The organism is Afipia massiliensis, from assembly GCF_001006325.2.
Taxonomy (GTDB): Bacteria; Pseudomonadota; Alphaproteobacteria; order Rhizobiales; family Xanthobacteraceae; genus Afipia; species Afipia massiliensis_A.
The window spans coordinates 3,943,357-3,960,386 of sequence record NZ_LBIA02000001.1 but is presented as its reverse complement, the minus strand read 5'-3'; the positions used below and the strand labels follow the sequence as shown (position 1 = coordinate 3,960,386).

The window sequence follows — 17,030 nt, the reverse complement described above, 5'->3', positions numbered from 1 at the left end:
CCTGTTCGCGATCCATCAACTGTTTGCCGTCTGGTGGGACTCCGAGGATATAGGGACGTGATGACAAACAAAAAGGCCGGCTCAAGAGCCGGCCTTTCCGTAATCCTGAGAAGCTCAGGAAGAGTTAGTCAGGTCTGCGAAGCTCAGTACTTTGCGACGACCGGGCCACCCCAGTTGAAGCGATAGTTGACGCCAACCTTCACAGTGTGGAGGTCATCCTTGTAGCTGACGCTGGTCAGAGCCGGATCAGCAAACACAGCGGTGGTGGTGTCGAAGTTGTAGTACTGGTACTCAACCTTCGCCGACCAGGCTGGGGCGAACATGTATTCCAGACCGCCGCCGACGGTGTAGCCGGTCGACTCACGGTTGGTCACGCCAGGGAAGTTCGCAGCAAGGCCGTTGTCGTCACGGAACGCGACACCGCCCTTAGCGTAGATCAGGCCCGGACCCCAAGTGTAGCCGAGGCGACCGGTGACCGAAGCCAGCCAGTCGGAACGATCACGAAGGACAAGGTTGCCATCGGTGAAGGTACGGTCGCTGTTCGACAGAGCGCTGATCTGGCCTTCGATACCAACCAGCCAGTTCGGAGCGAACTGGTAGTCAGCGCCGAGCTGGCCGCCGCCGAGGAACGCTGCGTCACGGTCGGTGCCCCTCAAGAGCGCGTTGTTGGTGGTGAAGCCGTCATCGCCACCGAAAGCAGCGCCGATGTGCGCACCGACGTAGATGCCGGTCCAGTTGTAGATCGGCGCGGCGTAAACCGGTGCCTTGGTGTAGGTACGGGCCGGCAGATCAGCGGCGACCGCCGAAGCAGTACCGAGGGCAACCAGCGCCACGGTGCCGAGCAAAAACTTCTTCATCTCAGTTCTCCAGTTTTAAGTCCGCCTCGATTTTTCGAAGCAGTTTTCCAAGGCGCGAACGCAATGGGATTTCGATTTCGTGAGTCGGAATATACCGGCTTCTTCCGAAAAAGCCGTCTCCCAAATGCAACAGTCGGACGGGAAGTGAGGCTTCCTAAGGCAAGGAATTGTTTGGGATATTTGGTTCCTCGACTCCACGTTTTGATCACGTTTTCGTCACATTTTCGGAGCCCGGCCGAACATTGTTTTTGTCTGTCAAAGGGTTCCCTTTCACGCTCCACTTGCATGAGAACAAAAACAGTACATATTATGGTTGGAGTGACTGGCGGCTTGCGTGTGGATAACCGGTGAGCCGGGCGCATCGCGCGGGCCGGAGCGTATAGGGTCATTTTCGGAGCGGGCGTTTCCCTAGTTTGGGATGGCGACCCCGCGAACATAAATCCTGACAGATTCGGGCGCACCGTATGCGTGCGCGAAAGTGGAGAGCGGCAATGGCGGGAAGCGTCAATAAAGTCATTCTGGTTGGAAATCTCGGTGCCGACCCTGAAATCAAACGGACGCAGGACGGTCGCCCGATTGCCAACCTGAGCGTTGCAACGTCGGAGACCTGGCGTGACAAGAATTCCGGCGAACGCAAAGAAAAGACGGAGTGGCATCGCGTCGTGATCTTCAGCGAAGGCCTCTGCAAGATCGCCGAGCAGTATCTGAAGAAGGGATCCAAGGTTTACCTTGAGGGCCAGTTGCAAACCCGCAAATGGCAGGACAAGGACGGCAAGGACCGCTATTCGACCGAAGTCGTTCTTCAGAACTTCAATTCGACGTTGACCATGCTCGACGGCAAGAGCAGCGGTGGTTCGTTCGGGGCTGACGAGGGTGGTGGCGATTTCGGATCGTCAGGCCCGTCGCGTTCAGCGCCTCCGCGCCGCGTCGCTGCCGGCGGCGGCCGCAACGACGATATGAACGACGATATTCCATTCTAAGCCATTTTAAGGACGATCATGTGAATGAGCGCAGGGCCAGTGAAGCACTGGCTCTGCGTGTCGCAGCCTACACTTTACGTACTGCACTCCGTCGGAATCTGATTTTCTAACCAGCTTCATTTCCGGAAACGACCGATGAGCCTAGCGCCGCTGCTCAATGCGCCTTTGGTCATTCAGTTGCACGCCTTTGCCGCCATGAGCGCGCTGGTACTGGGCATCGTCCAGTTCGCTTCTCCGAAGGGCACGTTGCCTCATCGCACTCTCGGCTGGATCTGGGTTGTGCTGATGGTGACAGTCGCGCTTAGTTCTTTCTGGATCCATCAAAATCAGATCAGACTGGGTGGCCCCTGGAGTCCGATCCATCTGCTGTCGATCTTCAGCCTGATCATGCTTCCGCTCGGCATCTGGTTTGCGCACAGACATCGGGTGAACGGCCACCGGATCACAATGATCTCGCTGTTTACGGGCGGGCTGGTCATCGCTGGGCTGTTCACATTTGTCCCGGGCCGCATCATGCATGCGGTTGCATTCGGGCCCTGAATGCCGCGCCAAAACAGCGTTTTCCCCGCATCAAAAAGCGTGAGATGGAATGGGTTTTTGACTGACTGTAAGATATTGTAATTACAAAAGTTTCCGTGCCCGTTTTGACGGTAAATGCGGTTGGCGTTGGCCGCCGACTTCGCCTATATAACAAGAGTATTTCGCACCCAGGATTCGCACGTTGACTGACCCCCAAGATCCGCCGTCCGGCCCTCCCGAGGCGGCTGATATCCGTCCCGTCTCGATCACGGATGAGATGAAGCGCTCCTACCTCGATTACGCGATGAGCGTGATCGTGGCGCGTGCGCTGCCGGACGCGCGCGATGGTCTCAAGCCCGTCCATCGCCGCATTCTCTATGCGATGTATGAGAACGGCTTCGAGTGGAACAAGCCGTATCGCAAGTCGGCGCGTACCGTCGGCGACGTGATCGGTAAATACCATCCGCACGGCGACCAGTCGGTCTACGACGCGATGGTGCGCATGGCGCAAGACTTCTCCATGCGCGTGCCGCTGATCGACGGGCAGGGCAATTTCGGCTCGGTCGATGGCGATATGGCCGCCGCGATGCGTTATACCGAGTCGCGCCTTGAGAAAGTCGCACATTCGCTGCTCGACGACATCGACAAGGACACTGTCGACTATCAGCCGAACTACGACAGTTCTGAGCGCGAGCCGAAAGTTCTGCCCGCGAAGTTTCCGAATCTGCTGGTCAATGGCGCCGGCGGCATCGCGGTCGGCATGGCGACGAATATCCCGCCGCACAATCTCGGCGAAGTGATCGATGCCTGTATCGCGCTGATCAATGACCCCGCGCTTGGCATCGACGACCTTATCAATATCGTTCCCGGACCGGATTTTCCGACCGGCGGCATCATTCTTGGCCGTCAGGGTATCCGTGCGGCCTACCATCTTGGTCGCGGCTCTATCGTGATGCGCGGCAAGGTGAACATCGAGACGATTCGCAAGGATCGCGAGGCGATTATCGTCTCGGAAATTCCGTATCAGGTAAACAAGGCGAGCATGGTCGAGCGCATCGCTGAGCTGGTGCGCGAAAAGAAGATCGAGGGCATTTCGGATCTGCGCGACGAATCCGACCGCGACGGTTACCGCGTGGTTGTCGAACTGAAGCGCGATGTGGTGCCTGAGGTGGTGCTGAACCAGCTCTATAAGTTCACGCCGCTGCAAACCAATTTCGGCGCCAACATGGTCGCTCTTGATGGTGGACGTCCGCAGGTGATGAACCTGAAGGACCTGCTCACCGTGTTCATTGCGTTCCGCGAGAGCGTGGTCTCACGGCGCACCAAATTCCTGCTGAACAAGGCGCGCGACCGCGCTCATATCCTGGTTGGCCTTGCCATCGCTGTCGCAAATATCGACGAAGTTATTCGCGTCATCCGGACGTCGCCTGATCCGAACACCGCGCGAGAAACCCTGATGGCGCGCGATTGGCCGGCCAAGGACGTCGCGACGATGATCACGCTGATCGACGATCCGCGCCATCGTGTCGCCGAAGACGGTACCGCACGCCTGTCGCTTGAGCAGGCAAAAGCTATTCTCGACCTGCGTCTCCAGCGCCTGACAGCCCTCGGCCGCGAGGAAATTTCCGACGAACTCGACAAGCTCGCGCTCGAAATCGCCGACTATCTTGATATCCTGCGCTCCCGTGCCCGGATTCAGGCGATCATCAAGGACGAACTTGGTGCAGTGAAGGCTGAGTTCGCGACGCCGCGCCGCACCGTCATCATCGATCAGGAAGGCGAGGTCGAAGATGAGGATCTGATCCAGCGCGAGGATATGGTCGTTACCGTCTCGCATGCGGGCTACGTCAAGCGCGTGCCGCTCTCGACCTATCGCGCGCAGAAGCGTGGCGGGAAGGGCCGCTCGGGGATGCAGACGCGCGACGAGGATTTCGTCAGCCGCCTGTTCGTCGCCTCGACGCATACACCGGTGCTGTTCTTTTCGTCCCGCGGTCAGGTCTACAAGGAAAAGGTCTGGCGCCTGCCGATGGCTGCTCCGAATTCACGCGGCAAGGCGTTGATCAATATCCTGCCGCTGGAGCAGGGCGAGCGCATTACCACCATCATGCCGTTGCCTGAGGATGAGTCGTCGTGGGCTAATCTCGACGTGCTGTTCGCGACCACCGGGGGCAATGTCCGTCGCAATAAGCTTTCCGATTTCGTCGAGGTGCGCCGGTCGGGCATCATCGCCATGAAGCTCGACCAGGGCGAAGCCATCGTCGACGTGCAAATTTGCACTGAACATGATGATGTCTTGCTGACTACAGCGGGTGGGCAATGCATTCGCTTCCCTGTCTCCGATCCGCGTTCCGATGGAACGGACGCAGGGGTTAGGGTCTTCACTGGTCGAACCTCCATGGGGGTCAGAGGCATTAAACTTGAACCAGATGATCGAGTGATTTCTCTGACAATCCTGCGCCACATGGACGTCAACGCCGATGAGCGCGCTGCGTATCTGCGCCGCGCCAACGCGGTGCGTCGCGGCGGAGCCGAGGAAGAGGCCGGTACGGATCAGGAAGAAGCCACGGGCGCGATCGAGCTTGGCGAGCAGCGCTACGTCGAAATGTCGGCTGCTGAACAGTTCGTTCTGACCATTAGCGAGAACGGTTACGGCAAGCGCAGCTCGTCGTTCGAGTATCGCACCACCGGCCGCGGCGGTAAGGGCATCGTCGCGATGTCCGTCAACAATCGCAACGGCAAGCTGGTGGCGTCGTTCCCGGTCGAGGACAGCGATCAGATCATGCTGGTAACTGATAACGGCCAGTTGATCCGGTGCCCGGTCGAGGACATTCGCGTCGCCGGACGCTCAACCCAAGGCGTGATCGTGTTTGACACGGCCGAGGACGAACATGTCGTCTCGGTCGAACACATCACGGATGAGGCGGAAAACGGCAACGGCGGCTAAAGGGTTAGGCTAGTTGCGGTCCGTCGTCACGACCCGAACCGGTTGGACGCCGGCTTTCCAGTTGCTGCGGCGCAGGCAGGACGCGTCCTTAGTCGGCCAATGCTGTACCGCGCAGGATGCATTGGCCGTTCGGATCGGCAGCCGGTCAGCCTTTGCAAGCGCTTGCGGCACGCTTGCCTCCACGCGAGGCGCAAAGCTTGGAAGAATCGTCATGGCGGCTGCAACGAAAGCCGCAATCGTCACTGCTGAGAGTGCCTTGATCATGGTCCGTCCCCTGTCATGCCGGCCTTTACGGTCTGCTTGAGGGGATGACGCGCGGTGTCGGGTAAAAGTTCACGGGATCTTAAAATTATTGCCCCGGATAAATAGAGCAGCCGCCGGCGGAACCGGCCTCCTTGCGGCGGTCGCCGGGCCGGGTTAGGAGGGGGCATGTCCCGTATTGCGCTTTACCCTGGGTCGTTCGACCCTGTTACCAATGGCCATTTGGATGTGGTGCGGCAGGCTTGCAGCCTGGTCGACCGGCTGATCGTTGCGATCGGCATCCATCCCGGCAAGGCCCCTCTGTTTTCCACCGAAGAGCGGTTGGATATGGTCCGGGAGGTGTTCGCGCCCATTGCCGCCAACGCCGGTTGCGAAATCGATTGCGTCACATTCAAGGATCTGACCGTTACCGCAGCGCAGCGGGCAGGGGCTACAATCCTGATCCGCGGGCTGCGCGACGGCACCGATCTCGACTACGAAATGCAGATCGCCGGTATGAACCAGACGCTGGTGCCGGAGGTTCACACGATTTTCATTCCTGCCTCCGCCACCGTCCGCCCGATCACCGCCACACTGGTGCGTCAGATCGCGGGGATGGGCGGCGACGTTTCGCACTTCGTGCCGAAAGCCGTCGCCTCGCGCCTGAAGAAGAGACTCGCTGGCTAACCAGCCCTCCTATCACCCCGGAGTTGTCATGATCCGCATACTCGCCGTTCTCGCGGCTTTCGCTTTCGCAACGCCCGCCCTGTCACAGGCGCTTCCCGCCGGCCTCGACAAGGACAATGCGATCGTTATCGACACCACCAAGGGCCGCGTCATCTTCAAGCTGCGCACCGATCTCGCGCCCAAGCATGCCGAGCGCATGAAGCTGCTCGCGCGCGACGGGTACTACAACAATGTGCCATTCCATCGCGTAATCGAAGGCTTCATGGCCCAGACCGGCGACGGTCAGCGCTTCAACGGCACCGGCGGGTCGAAGTATCCGAACCTTCCGGCCGAATTCTCCAGCGTGCCGTTCAAGCGCGGCATTGTTGGGATGGCACGCTCGAGCGAACCGAACTCTGCCAACTCGCAATTCTTCATCATGTTCGCGGACGGCAGCTTCCTGAACAACAAGTACACGGTCGTCGGTGAGGTCGTGTCGGGCATGGATGTCGTGGACAAGATCAAGCGCGGCGAGCCGGTTCAGGATCCGGACAAGATGGTGAAGGTGCAGGTCGCTTCCGACATCAAGTAATCCATCTCAGGCGATCCGCGGGCCATATCGGCCATCGCGGGTTTCCCAATCTGCAAAGGAAACATCATGGCAGACAACGAAAACACATTGATCCTGGAAACCACGCAGGGGTCGGTGACGATCGAGATGCGTCCCGATCTGGCGCCGGGTCACGTCGCGCGCATCAAGGAACTGGTGCGCGAAGGATTTTACGATGGCATCGTTTTCCATCGCGTCATCGAAGGATTCATGGCGCAGACCGGCTGCCCGCAGGGCACCGGCACCGGCGGCTCGGGCAAGAAGCTGAAGGCCGAATTCAACAAGGAGCCGCATGTGCGCGGCACCACGTCGATGGCGCGTGCGGCGAACCCGGATTCGGGTGACAGCCAGTTCTTCATCTGCTTCGACGATGCCGCCTTCCTCAACGGCCAGTACACCGTATGGGGCAAGGTGACGTCAGGCATGGAAAACGTCGACAAGATCAAGCGCGGCGAACCCGTGCAGAATCCCGACAAGATCGTCAAGGCGCATATGGCGGCTGACGCCGCCTGATTGTCGCTGTAGTCTGGCTTTGCGAACGGATGGCCGGGCATGTCCCGGCCATCAACATTTGAACGTAACGTCATGCGTACTGACTTATTCGACTTCGAACTTCCGGAAGCCAACATCGCGCTGCGGCCTGTCAGCCCGCGCGACACGGCGCGCATGCTCGTGGTGACACCTGGCAAGCCGCTGGCTGAAGCCACCGTTTCCGATCTGCCGCGTTTCCTGCAACCCGGCGATCAACTGGTCGTCAACGACACCAAGGTGATCCCGGCGCAATTGACCGGCCGCCGCGTCGGCCGGGAGACAGAGCCGAAGATCGAAGCCACGCTTATCAAGCGCATCGACGGGTCGCGCTGGCAGGCGCTGGTGAAGCCGGCGAAGAAACTTGCTGCCGGTGACGCTATCCGCTTTGGGAACGAAGGCCGTGTCTGTCTGCTGGGAAATCTCGACGCGCAGGTCGAGCACAAAGGCGAGAACGGCGAGGTGACGCTGTCATTCTCGTTTCACGGGCCAATTCTGGATCAGGCCATTGCCGACGTCGGCGCGCCGCCGCTGCCGCCCTACATCGCTTCACGGCGGACGCCGGACGAGCGGGATACTGCCGACTATCAGACCATGTTTGCGGTCAGCGAAGGCGCGGTCGCGGCCCCCACGGCGGGGCTGCATTTCACGCCGGCACTCGAGGCTGCGTTACGCGACCGTGGCATTGGGTTGCACCGTGTGACGCTGCATGTCGGAGCAGGGACGTTCCTTCCGGTGAAGGCCGACGATACATCCAGCCACAAGATGCACGCTGAGTGGGGCACGGTGTCCGGCGAGACCGCCACCGCGCTTAACGATGCCCGCGCCAAGGGCGGCCGCGTCGTGGCTATCGGGACGACATCGCTGCGGCTTCTCGAAAGTGCTGCGGCAGATAACGGCACGATCCAGCCGTTCACCGGGGAGACCGCAATCTTCATCACGCCCGGCTACCGCTTCAAAGCGGTGGATGTCCTGATGACGAACTTCCATTTGCCGCGCTCGACCCTGTTCATGCTGGTCTCCGCTTTCAGCGGATTGGAGACCATGCAGCAGGCCTATGCCCATGCCATCTCAACCGGCTATCGCTTTTACTCCTATGGCGATGCATGCCTGTTGTTTCGTCAGTCGACCTGACCCATAACGTCGCCATATGACCGTTCCCAATCATTTCAAGCTTCTTGGCCGCGACGGCGAAGCACGCACCGGCGAATTGACGACGCCGCACGGTGTGGTGCGCACGCCGGCATTCATGCCCGTCGGCACCGCAGGCGCGATGAAGAGCATCCATTGGCGCGACATCCGGGACACGGGCGCCGACATCGTGCTCGGCAACACCTATCACCTGATGTTGCGTCCCGGCGCGGAGCGCATCGCGGCGCTGGGCGGACTACAGAAGTTCACCACATGGAACGGCCCGATGCTGACCGACTCCGGCGGCTTTCAGGTCATGTCACTGGCCAAGCTGCGCAAGGTCACGGAACATGCGGTGACGTTCAGCTCGCATATCGACGGCACAAAGGTGGAACTGTCGCCCGAGCGGGCCATCGAGGTGCAGCGCTTGCTCGGTTCCGATATCGCCATGCAACTCGACGAGTGTGTGCGGTTGCCGGCCGAGCGAGCCGATATCGAACGCGCGATGCAGTTGTCGATCCGCTGGGCGGGGCGCAGCAAGCGCGCGTTCGAAACGGCGCCTGCGGGATACATGCTGTTTGGCATCGTACAGGGCGGCGACATTCCCGAATTACGCCGCGAGAGCACGCGTGCGCTGATCGACATCGGGTTTCACGGTTACGCGGTCGGTGGATTGGCGGTTGGCGAGCCGCAGGCGGTTATGCTGGCGATGATCGAGGAGGTGGCGCCGATCCTGCCGCAGGAGCGGCCGCGCTATCTGATGGGCGTCGGAACGCCCGACGATATGCTGGAAGCGGTCGCGCGAGGGATCGACATGTTCGATTGCGTCATGCCGACGCGCAACGGCCGGCACGGCCACGTCTTCACGCGGCATGGCGTCATCAATTTGCGTAATGCCCGTCATGCCGATGATCCGCGTCCGCTGGACGAGGAAAGTGCCTGGCGTTCGGCGAATGGCTACTCACGGGCCTACTTGCACCACCTTGTGAAGTCCGAGGAGGCGCTCGGCGCGATGCTGTTGTCGGAAGTCAACGTTGCATACTATCAAAGCCTGATGACCGGTGCGCGCGCCGCTATCGCCGCCGGCACATATGGCGACTACCGCGCATCGGTTCGCGAGGGATGGGCGCGGGGCGATATCGCGCCGCGCTGACAGGGTATGCCTGCAGGTGTGCTGTCAGTTGCAGACGATCTTTGTGGAATGCTTCGTGACGAAGCCATAGCCACAATTGTCGCAGGTCCACAGATAGCTGATCACGTTATCGGAAAGAAATGCAGATGCTTCGGCTGCGACCATCGAGTCCGCGCAGATCGTGCAAATCGGACGGTCAGATATGCGCGGCGGCAAGCGTGTTGGTTTGGTCGACAGAATTTCAGCAAGAGCTGGCATCGTGACCTCCCTACCAGATTTGATCTTTTGCCCACTATACACATGAGAGTTTGAAGTTGTCGCAACACAAATGTGTTTCTTTTGCAAAATAACATTTTGCGATGCAACGCTCGTCGACAGCGTCGCGATTGCCCTTGCGCGCGGGGGCGCAGCTACCCTTAATGGTGGAAGCTGTTCGTTTCGCGTAACTTTCTCTCATAGTTCGCATTTGATTGATGTGGAGGACCCGGCATGGATACCAAGTCACATTCAGACATTTCGCAATCACATCGGCCGGGGCGCGGACGAATTTACGACAGCATCGTTGATGCATTCGGCGATACGCCAACTGTCCGGCTGCATCGATTGCCTGAGCAAAACGGCGTGAAGGCAACAATTCTCGCCAAACTTGAGTATTTCAATCCTGCTGCGAGTGTGAAGGATCGCATTGGCGCGGCGATGATCATCGCGATGGAAAAGGCTGGCGTCATCGATCCGGACACCGTTCTGATCGAACCGACATCCGGCAACACGGGTATCGCGCTGGCATACGTCGCGGCGTCGCGGGGCTACCGCCTGAAACTCGTGATGCCGGAGTCGATGTCAATCGAACGCCGCAAGATGCTGGCATTCCTCGGTGCGGAAATCGTTCTGACACCGGCAGCGCAAGGCATGAAAGGCGCGATTGCAACCGCAGAGGAGTTGATCCGCAACACGCCGAACTCGGTGATGCCGCAGCAGTTCAAGAACCTGGCTAATCCCGAGGTGCACCGGCGCACCACCGCGGAGGAAATCTGGAACGACACCAACGGCAACATCGATGTGTTTGTCGCTGGCGTCGGTACCGGCGGTACGATCACCGGCGTGGGGCAGGTTCTGAAACCTCGCAAACCGTCCTTGCGTGTCGTCGCGGTCGAGCCGGTGGAAAGTCCGGTGCTGTCTGGCGGTCAACATTCGCCCCACAAGATTCAGGGTATCGGCGCCGGCTTTATTCCGGACATTCTCGACCGGTCTGTGATCGATGAGATCGTCAAGGTCGATAGCGCAACCGCGATCGCAACATCCCGCGCTCTGGCGCGCATCGAGGGCATTCCCGGCGGCATTTCGTCCGGCGCTGCCATTGCCGCGGCGCTGGAGTTTGGCAAGCGGCCCGAGAACGCGGGCAAGACCATTCTTGCGATCGTGCCATCGTTCTCAGAGCGGTATCTGTCAACGGCGTTGTTCGAGGGAATCTGAGCATGGCGTCACCTCCGAGACGGCCTCGCACGCTCAGCGATGCGAAGACAGAAGCCGAGGCTGCGTTCAAATCGGTCACGGCGAAAGTGCCTGAGGCATTTCCCAAGACGGTCGCGATCCCGAGCGTGAAGGAGCTTGTTTCGATCCGGATTGATCAGGACGTCCTCGAGCATTTTCAGGAGGGCGGTCCCGGGTGGCAGGATCGGATTAACGCAGCGCTGCGCAAGGCTGCCGGAAAGTCCGACTGAATCACGCCACACGATTGGCGCGCGCGGCTTCCTTCTGAGCGTCGAAATCGCGGCGTCGGCGCGCGAGTTCCTCGGGCGCCATCCGCTCCACGTTATTGTAGTCGCGCTTCCACGAGGCATCCTCGCTCCAGCGCAGCGGAGACTGTACCGTTGTCTGCGGCCCCGGCGCGCTTTCCAGCACCTTCAACGCCAGTTCAAGCGTGAACACCTGCGATGACACATCGTGCGGTTTTCCGGCGGAGTTGCCTAGCGGAAAATCGCTGAACAGAAACCGCGGCACAGCCGCATGCTCGACAATGTCCTTCGCACAGCCCATCACCACGGTCGAAATCCCGTTGGCCTCCAGATGGCGGGCAACCAGAGACGTGGTCTGGTGGCACACCGGACAGTTCGGCACGAGCACAACCGCGTCGATATCATCCGCCTTGCAGCGTGCAAGAATGTCCGGAGCATCGGTGTCGATGGTGACGCGATGGCTGCGATTGGTTGGGGCACCGAAGAAGCGAGGCGCAACCGATCCGATCCGGCCTTCGCCAGCGAGGCGATGCAATTGCGTCAGTGGAAACCAGGTATTCATGTCGGTCGCAGACGTGTGCGCGCGATCGTAGGCGATGTGGGAGATTCGCAGGTCGTGCTGCTGGGAGGTGTCGCCGTCGTAGACCTGGTAGAATTTCGCGCTGCCGTTGTACGCCGCTCCCGGTCCCTGATCGCCCTTCGTGGGATCGAAGCGGGCGGCCGTGGTCACGATGGCCACGCGCGCCCTCGCCAGAGGCTTGGTCAGCGGCTGGAAAGGCGCCGCGATATTGTGCGCCCAGCGGTAGGGGGTGTCGTAACCGATGGCGAGATAATAATCCCGCGTCCGTTGCATGTATGGGACGGGCACGTCGAAGTCGCGCACGGTATCCTCGGGGACAGCAGGCGAATCCGTCATGATGGGCGTCCTCAAATCTCGTGAGGTAGGCGTAGCAGATGCTCGCCGTCTCAGCCATATTCAGGGAAACGAGGCCGGCCATGCCGGCGGCGCGGGCAAGGAAACCAGCCGATGAGCGGAAAAAAGAAGAAAGACGACGCTGCCGACCCCAAGGCGAAGAAACGCCGTGCGGATCCGACCAAGGATGCACCGTTCAAGGTTGATCCCAACAGCGATGACTTCGCGACACCCCGGAATGATTTGAGCGAAGATGAACTAAAGGAACAGGAGGACCGCAGGCCCTGACGGTTGCAGACTGCGATTACAGGCCGCTGAGATCCGTGGGGACACTGCCGAATGCTTTCAAGACCACGGCATCCTTGAAATCTCCCGTCATCGGGTCGCCAGAGCGCGTGAAAGCAACTGCTCCAACCATACCGGCTGCTCGGGACAATGTTTCCGCACGCCGGATCGCCGTAGATGGGCTTTGAAACTCTTCGGCTGTTCCCGTCACGACGGACCCTTCGTCGTCCTCGCTGAACGGAAGCGCTACATAGTAGGAGATATCGGTCATCTTTGTTTCCAAGGCAGTGATGATGACATCGTGTTCTCTTTTTGTTCCTTTGTCAATTGTCGTCTTGCCGCGGGAATCTCTCAAGCCTTGGCGACGAATTCCACAGCCTGAACAAGGATGCCGGGCTGCACTTGACCCACACTCACCCGCCACCTACACACCGCGACACGTGAGCGCGTAGCTCAGGCGGTAGAGCACGTGACTTTTAATCATGGGGTCGAGGGTTCGAGTCCCTCCGCGCTCACCATGGCCCCCAAGTCAAACCGCAGTAGGACGTTCGTCCTCGACGCGCCGAGGGAATCGCAGCAAGAATGGCACCGCATCAAGATGCGGTTTCTCGCTGGGAAGGGATAACGACAATGTACTTCGTTGCCGGTCTCTTGGTTGTCTTGTCCGGACTCTTCTACGCCGCCGACCATGGCCAGCTCGGCAGGTTTGGCGCTCAGATGTGCACCTACGGCGACACGTTCTGCCGGCATCCCGTCTATGTTCTGGTGGGCGCGGGATTGGCCGCGGTGTGGGGTGCATTCGTCAGCATGAAATGAGCTGACGAACTCAATCCTTAACGATCAGGTGTCTGAGCGGACATCCGAGGTGACCGGCTGCTGCGCGGTGATGGCTGCCGGCGTCGCTTCACGGCGAAGTCCGATCAGCTCGGCAGCGCGAACCGACGAAGTCTTCCAGAAGTTGAAGGCGTTGATCCGCGAATTCTCGAGGATCGCAATGGCGACGGCCGACAGGAAGGGCAGGCTCTGAAGTACGAGCACGCCTGCGAAGATGTTGATCTCCCGCACTTCCTTCACATTGAACGCAACCAGCACGATCGCGCCGATGATCAGCAGGATACCGATCACGGCTTCCCAGAACGCCTGGAACTCCACCGACATGATCGAAAGCCCGCCCTTGGACGTGCGTGCGAACGGAAGATGATCGGTGATCAGGCCGTTCGCCACGGCGCGGGAAACCGTCCATTGCACCGACATTGCCGCCACCATGGCCCCCAGCATCTGACCGGTCTTCACAGGTACGCGAAGCCGATACAGCGTCAGGAAGTGCGCCAGCGACACCACAAATGCGGCGATGATCGGCAGGGTGAGAATCTTGTCCGGGATGGCGATGTCGGCGAATGAAACGATCGGCACCCAGATCAGGTTCAGGATCGCAACCACCACGCCGAGACTTTCCGCGCCGAGCCAGTTCAGCCAGCCAAGTGCGAATTCACGCTTTTGATCCGGGGAGAGCCGGCTCGCATTGGGCAGGAACCGGCGCCAATGCTTCTTTACGATCTGGAAGCCACCATAGGCCCAGCGGTGGCGTTGCTTCTTGAAGGCCTCGTAGGTGTCCGGGAGCAGGCCGAAACCGTAACGCTTGTTGGTGTAGTGCGTGAGCCAGCCGTGCTCGATCACAGCCAGACCGAGATCGGTATCCTCGCAGATCGTGTCACCGGCCCAGCCGCCTGCCATATCCATTGCCGCGCGGCGGATCAGGCACATCGTGCCATGAACGATGATGGCGTTGGCTTCGTTCCGCTGCACCATGCCGATGTCGAAGAAGCCCGCATACTCGCCGTTCATGGCGTAGTGCATCAGAGAGCGGTCGCCATCGCGATGATCCTGCGGCGCCTGCACCAGGCCCACGCGCGGATCGGCAAAGGCCGGAACCAGATCCTTGAGCCAATCCGGCGTGACGACATAGTCGGCGTCGATGATGCCGATGATTTCAGCGTCGGCGGCCGTGCGCGCCATGGCGATCTTCAGCGCGCCGGCTTTGAAGCCTTCGACCTTCTCGGCGTTGATGAAAATGAAACGCTCGCCCAGCGTGCGGCAGTGATCCTGTATAGGCTGCCAGAACGCCGGATCAGGCGTGTTGTTGATGATCACAACGCATTCGAAGTTCGGATAATCGAGGCGCGATACCGCATCGAGCGTCTGCTTGAGCATCTCGGGCGGCTCGAAATAAGCCGGCACATGGATCGAGACCTTCGGCGCGTAGCCTTCGGCTGGTGGGGGGACTGCGGCCGAGATCAGGCGGGCAGGCTTGTGTCCAAAGGCGATGGTGGCGATTTCCTCGATCCGGGCCATCGCGATCAGGACCAGCGGCACCAGCAGGATAAGGCCCAGTGTCAGAGCGAAGGCGGAACCGAAAACGAAATAGTGCGTATTCCAGTAGGCAAAGACGGTCGCGACCCATGTGCCGACGCCGCTGGCGGCAGCGGCAAGCACGGTCGCTTGCAAAACCGTGGGGCGCGCCAGACGGAAGATCGGGAGCGACAGAAGAACCCCGACGAGCAAGGCTATGCCAGCAATCTTCCAGTAGTCTTGATCCCGAATAGGCCCCGTCCAGGCGAACTTCGGTTCACGTGAAGCATCAAGGATGCCCCAGTAAGGTCCCACGCCGCCTTCAAAAAACTTCCACGGCTGATCGATGGCTTCAACGATGTTGTAGTCCATGCCGATGGCTTCGGCGCGGGTCACAAAATTGCGGAGCACCGAAGCCTGCTCGAACGGCCCGGGGAAAGCGTTCTTGAGGTTGTATCCCGCGCTCGGCCATCCGAATTCGGCGATCACGATCCGCTTGCCGGGAAACGTGTCCCTTAGCAGCCCGTAGATGTACATGGCCTGATCCACAGCCTGCTGGGCGGTGAAGTTTTCCCAATACGGCAGGATGTGTGCGGCGATGAAATCGACGGACGAGGCCAGTTGCGGATTGTCGCGCCAGATGTTCCAGATTTCGCCAGTCGTTACCGGAACATTTGTCTGTTTCTTGACGCGTTGGATGATCTCGATGAGATCTTCGACCTTCTGTTCCCCGCGGTAGATGGTTTCGTTGCCGACGACGATGCCGATGACGTTGCTGTTGCGCTTGGCGAGTTCGACGGCAGCGGCGATTTCGCGCTCGTTACGGTCCGCGTTTTTGTCGATCCAAGCGCCAACCGTGACCTTGAGGCCGAATTCGTTGGCGATTGCGGGAACCAGTTCAACGCCGCCGGTCGACGAATACAGGCGGATCGCCTTGGTCATCGTGGCGAGTTTCTTCAAATCCGCGCGGATTTTTTCCTTGTTGGGAATGTTGTCGACATCCGGATGCCCCGCGCCCTCAAACGGCGCGTAAGACAGACTGGGCAGCATTCCGTTGAAGTCGGGGGCTTTCTGCTCGTCACGCAACAGGCCCCAAAGGGCGGCGTGAATGGCGGTAACGCAGAGCAGGACAGCGACGATGGCGCGCATCAAGGAAAACCATACGGGGCCAAACGTGGCAGATCGCGAACCTGTCCCCTCGGTTCGGCAGCGTCAAAAGCAGCTTATCTATGCTGCGCAGCTTAACAACTCATACGGCGACATGGCGTTTTGAGGGCGCAGCCGAATCCAATCGAGATACGGCCGCTTGGTTCCTCATGGGCAGTTTCGCGGCCCGACTATTTACCAGGGGCAGCCGGAGGAGGCGCTGCGGCAGGGGCTGACGGTGTCGCTGCGGCAGGTGCGGGCGCGGCGGGCGTGGCAGCCGTCTGCGGCTGCGCGGCCGGATTGATCCAGCAGGCCTGAACGCGCCCCTGAAGGGTTTCGGCCACCTTGGGATCGATTGTCGCGCCGAACCGTACCACGCAGCGGAACGCGGCCTGGATGTGACCGCCGGGGCAACCGAATCGCTCGTAAAGATCGAGATGGCGGAACGCGGTATCAAGGTCGTCGCGCCACATCAGGCCGACCACGCGCCGGCCGAGCCAGACACATTCCGGGTTTCCTGCAGGGCCGTTGATCGCCTGCGCAGCTTCCACGAACTCGTCGGCCTTGCGCTGGCTGTCCTTGGCGGCGTCGCCGGGAGCTTGCTTGGGGGCTGTATCCTGCGCTCGGAGGTCGCCGCTTTGAGCGATGGCGGCCCCGATCCCGACAAACAGAGCAAGGGCCGGAACGGCGACTCGCTGAAAAATGGCAACTCGAAACCCGGTACGAACCCGACCCATGAAATCCCCGATGAATGGCGTGCCAGTCGGCAACGCTCGGCGCCAAACAGATGCCCCGCTATTGCGGCGGAAGATTGCCTTTACCGCAACTGCCTGATTCCAATGAAGGACATTTATGTTTTTGTCCAGCAAGGCGGAAGTTTGATGCGCTTTTGGTAAAGGCATGCGCCGAGAAGACCGGGGGAGGTATCGGTTGGGGTCTTGGCAGACCAGCGCGGAGCGGTTATCGACGTGCCTCCCTGGAGGACGGAACCATT

20 protein-coding genes and 1 tRNA gene are annotated in these 17,030 nt (G+C 60.1%); 14 read left to right on the top strand and 7 right to left on the bottom strand.

Annotated elements, in window-relative coordinates; all coding sequences use genetic code 11:
* Positions 1-143 precede the first annotated feature (143 nt).
* Positions 144-857 carry an outer membrane protein gene (locus YH63_RS19070; RefSeq protein WP_137325247.1) on the bottom strand — a complete coding sequence of 238 codons (714 nt, stop codon included), beginning with the start codon at positions 855-857 and terminating at the stop codon, positions 144-146.
* Between the two features lie 491 nt (positions 858-1,348).
* On the opposite strand from YH63_RS19070, the gene YH63_RS19065 reads away from it, so the two are divergent.
* The 3 genes from YH63_RS19065 (at position 1,349) to gyrA (ending at position 5,300) form a co-directional block, all read left to right on the top strand.
* A complete protein-coding gene (locus YH63_RS19065; protein ID WP_046826250.1) occupies positions 1,349-1,837 on the top strand; it encodes a single-stranded DNA-binding protein in 489 nt (162 codons plus the stop codon).
* Positions 1,838-1,972: 135 nt separating this feature from the next.
* Positions 1,973-2,377, top strand: a complete 405-nt coding sequence (locus YH63_RS19060) for a DUF2306 domain-containing protein (protein ID WP_046826251.1) — start codon at positions 1,973-1,975, stop codon at positions 2,375-2,377.
* 181 nt (positions 2,378-2,558) lie between these two features.
* Positions 2,559-5,300 (top strand): DNA gyrase subunit A, encoded by a 2,742-nt coding sequence (gene gyrA / locus YH63_RS19055; RefSeq protein WP_046826252.1) that lies wholly within the window; start codon positions 2,559-2,561, stop codon positions 5,298-5,300.
* Between the two features lie 9 nt (positions 5,301-5,309).
* On the opposite strand, the gene YH63_RS19050 is transcribed toward gyrA, so the two are convergent.
* Positions 5,310-5,564, bottom strand: a complete 255-nt coding sequence (locus tag YH63_RS19050; RefSeq protein ID WP_046826253.1) for a hypothetical protein — start codon at positions 5,562-5,564, stop codon at positions 5,310-5,312.
* 165 nt (positions 5,565-5,729) lie between these two features.
* On the opposite strand from YH63_RS19050, the gene coaD reads away from it, so the two are divergent.
* The 5 genes from coaD (at position 5,730) to tgt (ending at position 9,628) form a co-directional block, all read left to right on the top strand.
* Positions 5,730-6,227, top strand: coding sequence for a pantetheine-phosphate adenylyltransferase (gene coaD / locus YH63_RS19045; RefSeq protein WP_046826254.1), 498 nt, complete (start codon positions 5,730-5,732; stop codon positions 6,225-6,227).
* A gap of 28 nt (positions 6,228-6,255) precedes the next feature.
* Positions 6,256-6,798 carry a peptidylprolyl isomerase gene (locus tag YH63_RS19040; RefSeq protein ID WP_046826255.1) on the top strand — a complete coding sequence of 181 codons (543 nt, stop codon included), beginning with the start codon at positions 6,256-6,258 and terminating at the stop codon, positions 6,796-6,798.
* 66 nt (positions 6,799-6,864) lie between these two features.
* Entirely contained in the window at positions 6,865-7,329 is a 465-nt protein-coding gene (locus YH63_RS19035; RefSeq protein WP_046826256.1) for a peptidylprolyl isomerase, read from the top strand.
* Between the two features lie 72 nt (positions 7,330-7,401).
* Positions 7,402-8,478 (top strand): tRNA preQ1(34) S-adenosylmethionine ribosyltransferase-isomerase QueA, encoded by a 1,077-nt coding sequence (queA, locus tag YH63_RS19030; RefSeq protein ID WP_046826257.1) that lies wholly within the window; start codon positions 7,402-7,404, stop codon positions 8,476-8,478.
* A gap of 16 nt (positions 8,479-8,494) precedes the next feature.
* Positions 8,495-9,628, top strand: coding sequence for a tRNA guanosine(34) transglycosylase Tgt (tgt, locus tag YH63_RS19025; RefSeq protein WP_046826258.1), 1,134 nt, complete (start codon positions 8,495-8,497; stop codon positions 9,626-9,628).
* 24 nt (positions 9,629-9,652) lie between these two features.
* On the opposite strand, the gene YH63_RS21885 is transcribed toward tgt, so the two are convergent.
* Entirely contained in the window at positions 9,653-9,865 is a 213-nt protein-coding gene (locus tag YH63_RS21885) for a hypothetical protein (protein WP_046826259.1), read from the bottom strand.
* Positions 9,866-10,096: 231 nt separating this feature from the next.
* Here YH63_RS21885 and cysK point away from each other — a divergent pair, with 231 nt between their 5' ends.
* Together cysK and YH63_RS19010 are read left to right on the top strand one after the other, a co-directional pair.
* Positions 10,097-11,080 carry a cysteine synthase A gene (cysK, locus tag YH63_RS19015; protein WP_046826260.1) on the top strand — a complete coding sequence of 328 codons (984 nt, stop codon included), beginning with the start codon at positions 10,097-10,099 and terminating at the stop codon, positions 11,078-11,080.
* 2 nt (positions 11,081-11,082) lie between these two features.
* Positions 11,083-11,328, top strand: a complete 246-nt coding sequence (locus YH63_RS19010) for a BrnA antitoxin family protein (protein ID WP_046826261.1) — start codon at positions 11,083-11,085, stop codon at positions 11,326-11,328.
* Between the two features lies 1 nt (position 11,329).
* On the opposite strand, the gene YH63_RS19005 is transcribed toward YH63_RS19010, so the two are convergent.
* Positions 11,330-12,259: a glycine/sarcosine/betaine reductase selenoprotein B family protein gene (locus tag YH63_RS19005; protein ID WP_046826262.1), complete on the bottom strand. Its 930-nt coding sequence runs from the start codon at positions 12,257-12,259 to the stop codon at positions 11,330-11,332.
* Between the two features lie 111 nt (positions 12,260-12,370).
* On the opposite strand from YH63_RS19005, the gene YH63_RS21720 reads away from it, so the two are divergent.
* Complete coding sequence (locus YH63_RS21720) at positions 12,371-12,544, top strand: hypothetical protein (RefSeq protein WP_170978717.1); 174 nt, start codon at positions 12,371-12,373, stop codon at positions 12,542-12,544.
* Between the two features lie 16 nt (positions 12,545-12,560).
* Here the strand turns inward: YH63_RS21720 and YH63_RS19000 are convergent, their stop codons facing one another.
* Complete coding sequence (locus YH63_RS19000) at positions 12,561-12,812, bottom strand: hypothetical protein (RefSeq protein ID WP_046829390.1); 252 nt, start codon at positions 12,810-12,812, stop codon at positions 12,561-12,563.
* A gap of 171 nt (positions 12,813-12,983) precedes the next feature.
* Between YH63_RS19000 and YH63_RS18995 the strand changes: the two genes are divergently transcribed.
* Both YH63_RS18995 and YH63_RS18990 read left to right on the top strand, forming a co-directional pair.
* Positions 12,984-13,059 (top strand) — tRNA-Lys (locus tag YH63_RS18995).
* 112 nt (positions 13,060-13,171) lie between these two features.
* Complete coding sequence (locus tag YH63_RS18990) at positions 13,172-13,357, top strand: hypothetical protein (protein ID WP_046826263.1); 186 nt, start codon at positions 13,172-13,174, stop codon at positions 13,355-13,357.
* A gap of 24 nt (positions 13,358-13,381) precedes the next feature.
* Here YH63_RS18990 and YH63_RS18985 read toward each other — a convergent pair whose 3' ends face one another.
* Positions 13,382-16,039, bottom strand: a complete 2,658-nt coding sequence (locus YH63_RS18985) for a glycosyltransferase (protein ID WP_046826264.1) — start codon at positions 16,037-16,039, stop codon at positions 13,382-13,384.
* On the opposite strand from YH63_RS18985, the gene YH63_RS21925 reads away from it, so the two are divergent.
* Positions 16,029-16,163, top strand: coding sequence for a hypothetical protein (locus tag YH63_RS21925; protein ID WP_283809712.1), 135 nt, complete (start codon positions 16,029-16,031; stop codon positions 16,161-16,163). The two genes, YH63_RS18985 and YH63_RS21925, sit on opposite strands and share 11 nt — an antisense overlap.
* A gap of 64 nt (positions 16,164-16,227) precedes the next feature.
* Here YH63_RS21925 and YH63_RS18980 read toward each other — a convergent pair whose 3' ends face one another.
* The gene (locus tag YH63_RS18980) at positions 16,228-16,773 is read right to left on the bottom strand and encodes a hypothetical protein (RefSeq protein ID WP_046826265.1); all 546 of its coding nucleotides are present in this window, start codon (positions 16,771-16,773) and stop codon (positions 16,228-16,230) included.
* Between the last annotated feature and the right edge of the window lie 257 nt (positions 16,774-17,030).

Bases quoted from the DNA above. Each gene is read 5' to 3' on its own strand.
- YH63_RS19070 (WP_137325247.1), bottom strand. From the start codon at position 857: ATGAAGAAGTTTTTGCTCGGCACCGTGGCGCTGGTTGCCCTCGGTACT.
- YH63_RS19065 (WP_046826250.1), top strand. From the start codon at position 1,349: ATGGCGGGAAGCGTCAATAAAGTCATTCTGGTTGGAAATCTCGGTGCC.
- YH63_RS19060 (WP_046826251.1), top strand. From the start codon at position 1,973: ATGAGCCTAGCGCCGCTGCTCAATGCGCCTTTGGTCATTCAGTTGCAC.
- YH63_RS19050 (WP_046826253.1), bottom strand. From the start codon at position 5,564: ATGATCAAGGCACTCTCAGCAGTGACGATTGCGGCTTTCGTTGCAGCC.
- coaD (WP_046826254.1), top strand. From the start codon at position 5,730: ATGTCCCGTATTGCGCTTTACCCTGGGTCGTTCGACCCTGTTACCAAT.
- YH63_RS19040 (WP_046826255.1), top strand. From the start codon at position 6,256: ATGATCCGCATACTCGCCGTTCTCGCGGCTTTCGCTTTCGCAACGCCC.
- YH63_RS19035 (WP_046826256.1), top strand. From the start codon at position 6,865: ATGGCAGACAACGAAAACACATTGATCCTGGAAACCACGCAGGGGTCG.
- queA (WP_046826257.1), top strand. From the start codon at position 7,402: ATGCGTACTGACTTATTCGACTTCGAACTTCCGGAAGCCAACATCGCG.
- tgt (WP_046826258.1), top strand. From the start codon at position 8,495: ATGACCGTTCCCAATCATTTCAAGCTTCTTGGCCGCGACGGCGAAGCA.
- YH63_RS21885 (WP_046826259.1), bottom strand. From the start codon at position 9,865: ATGCCAGCTCTTGCTGAAATTCTGTCGACCAAACCAACACGCTTGCCG.
- cysK (WP_046826260.1), top strand. From the start codon at position 10,097: ATGGATACCAAGTCACATTCAGACATTTCGCAATCACATCGGCCGGGG.
- YH63_RS19010 (WP_046826261.1), top strand. From the start codon at position 11,083: ATGGCGTCACCTCCGAGACGGCCTCGCACGCTCAGCGATGCGAAGACA.
- YH63_RS19005 (WP_046826262.1), bottom strand. From the start codon at position 12,259: ATGACGGATTCGCCTGCTGTCCCCGAGGATACCGTGCGCGACTTCGAC.
- YH63_RS21720 (WP_170978717.1), top strand. From the start codon at position 12,371: ATGAGCGGAAAAAAGAAGAAAGACGACGCTGCCGACCCCAAGGCGAAG.
- YH63_RS19000 (WP_046829390.1), bottom strand. From the start codon at position 12,812: ATGACCGATATCTCCTACTATGTAGCGCTTCCGTTCAGCGAGGACGAC.
- YH63_RS18990 (WP_046826263.1), top strand. From the start codon at position 13,172: ATGTACTTCGTTGCCGGTCTCTTGGTTGTCTTGTCCGGACTCTTCTAC.
- YH63_RS21925 (WP_283809712.1), top strand. From the start codon at position 16,029: ATGGCGCGCATCAAGGAAAACCATACGGGGCCAAACGTGGCAGATCGC.
- YH63_RS18985 (WP_046826264.1), bottom strand. From the start codon at position 16,039: ATGCGCGCCATCGTCGCTGTCCTGCTCTGCGTTACCGCCATTCACGCC.
- YH63_RS18980 (WP_046826265.1), bottom strand. From the start codon at position 16,773: ATGGGTCGGGTTCGTACCGGGTTTCGAGTTGCCATTTTTCAGCGAGTC.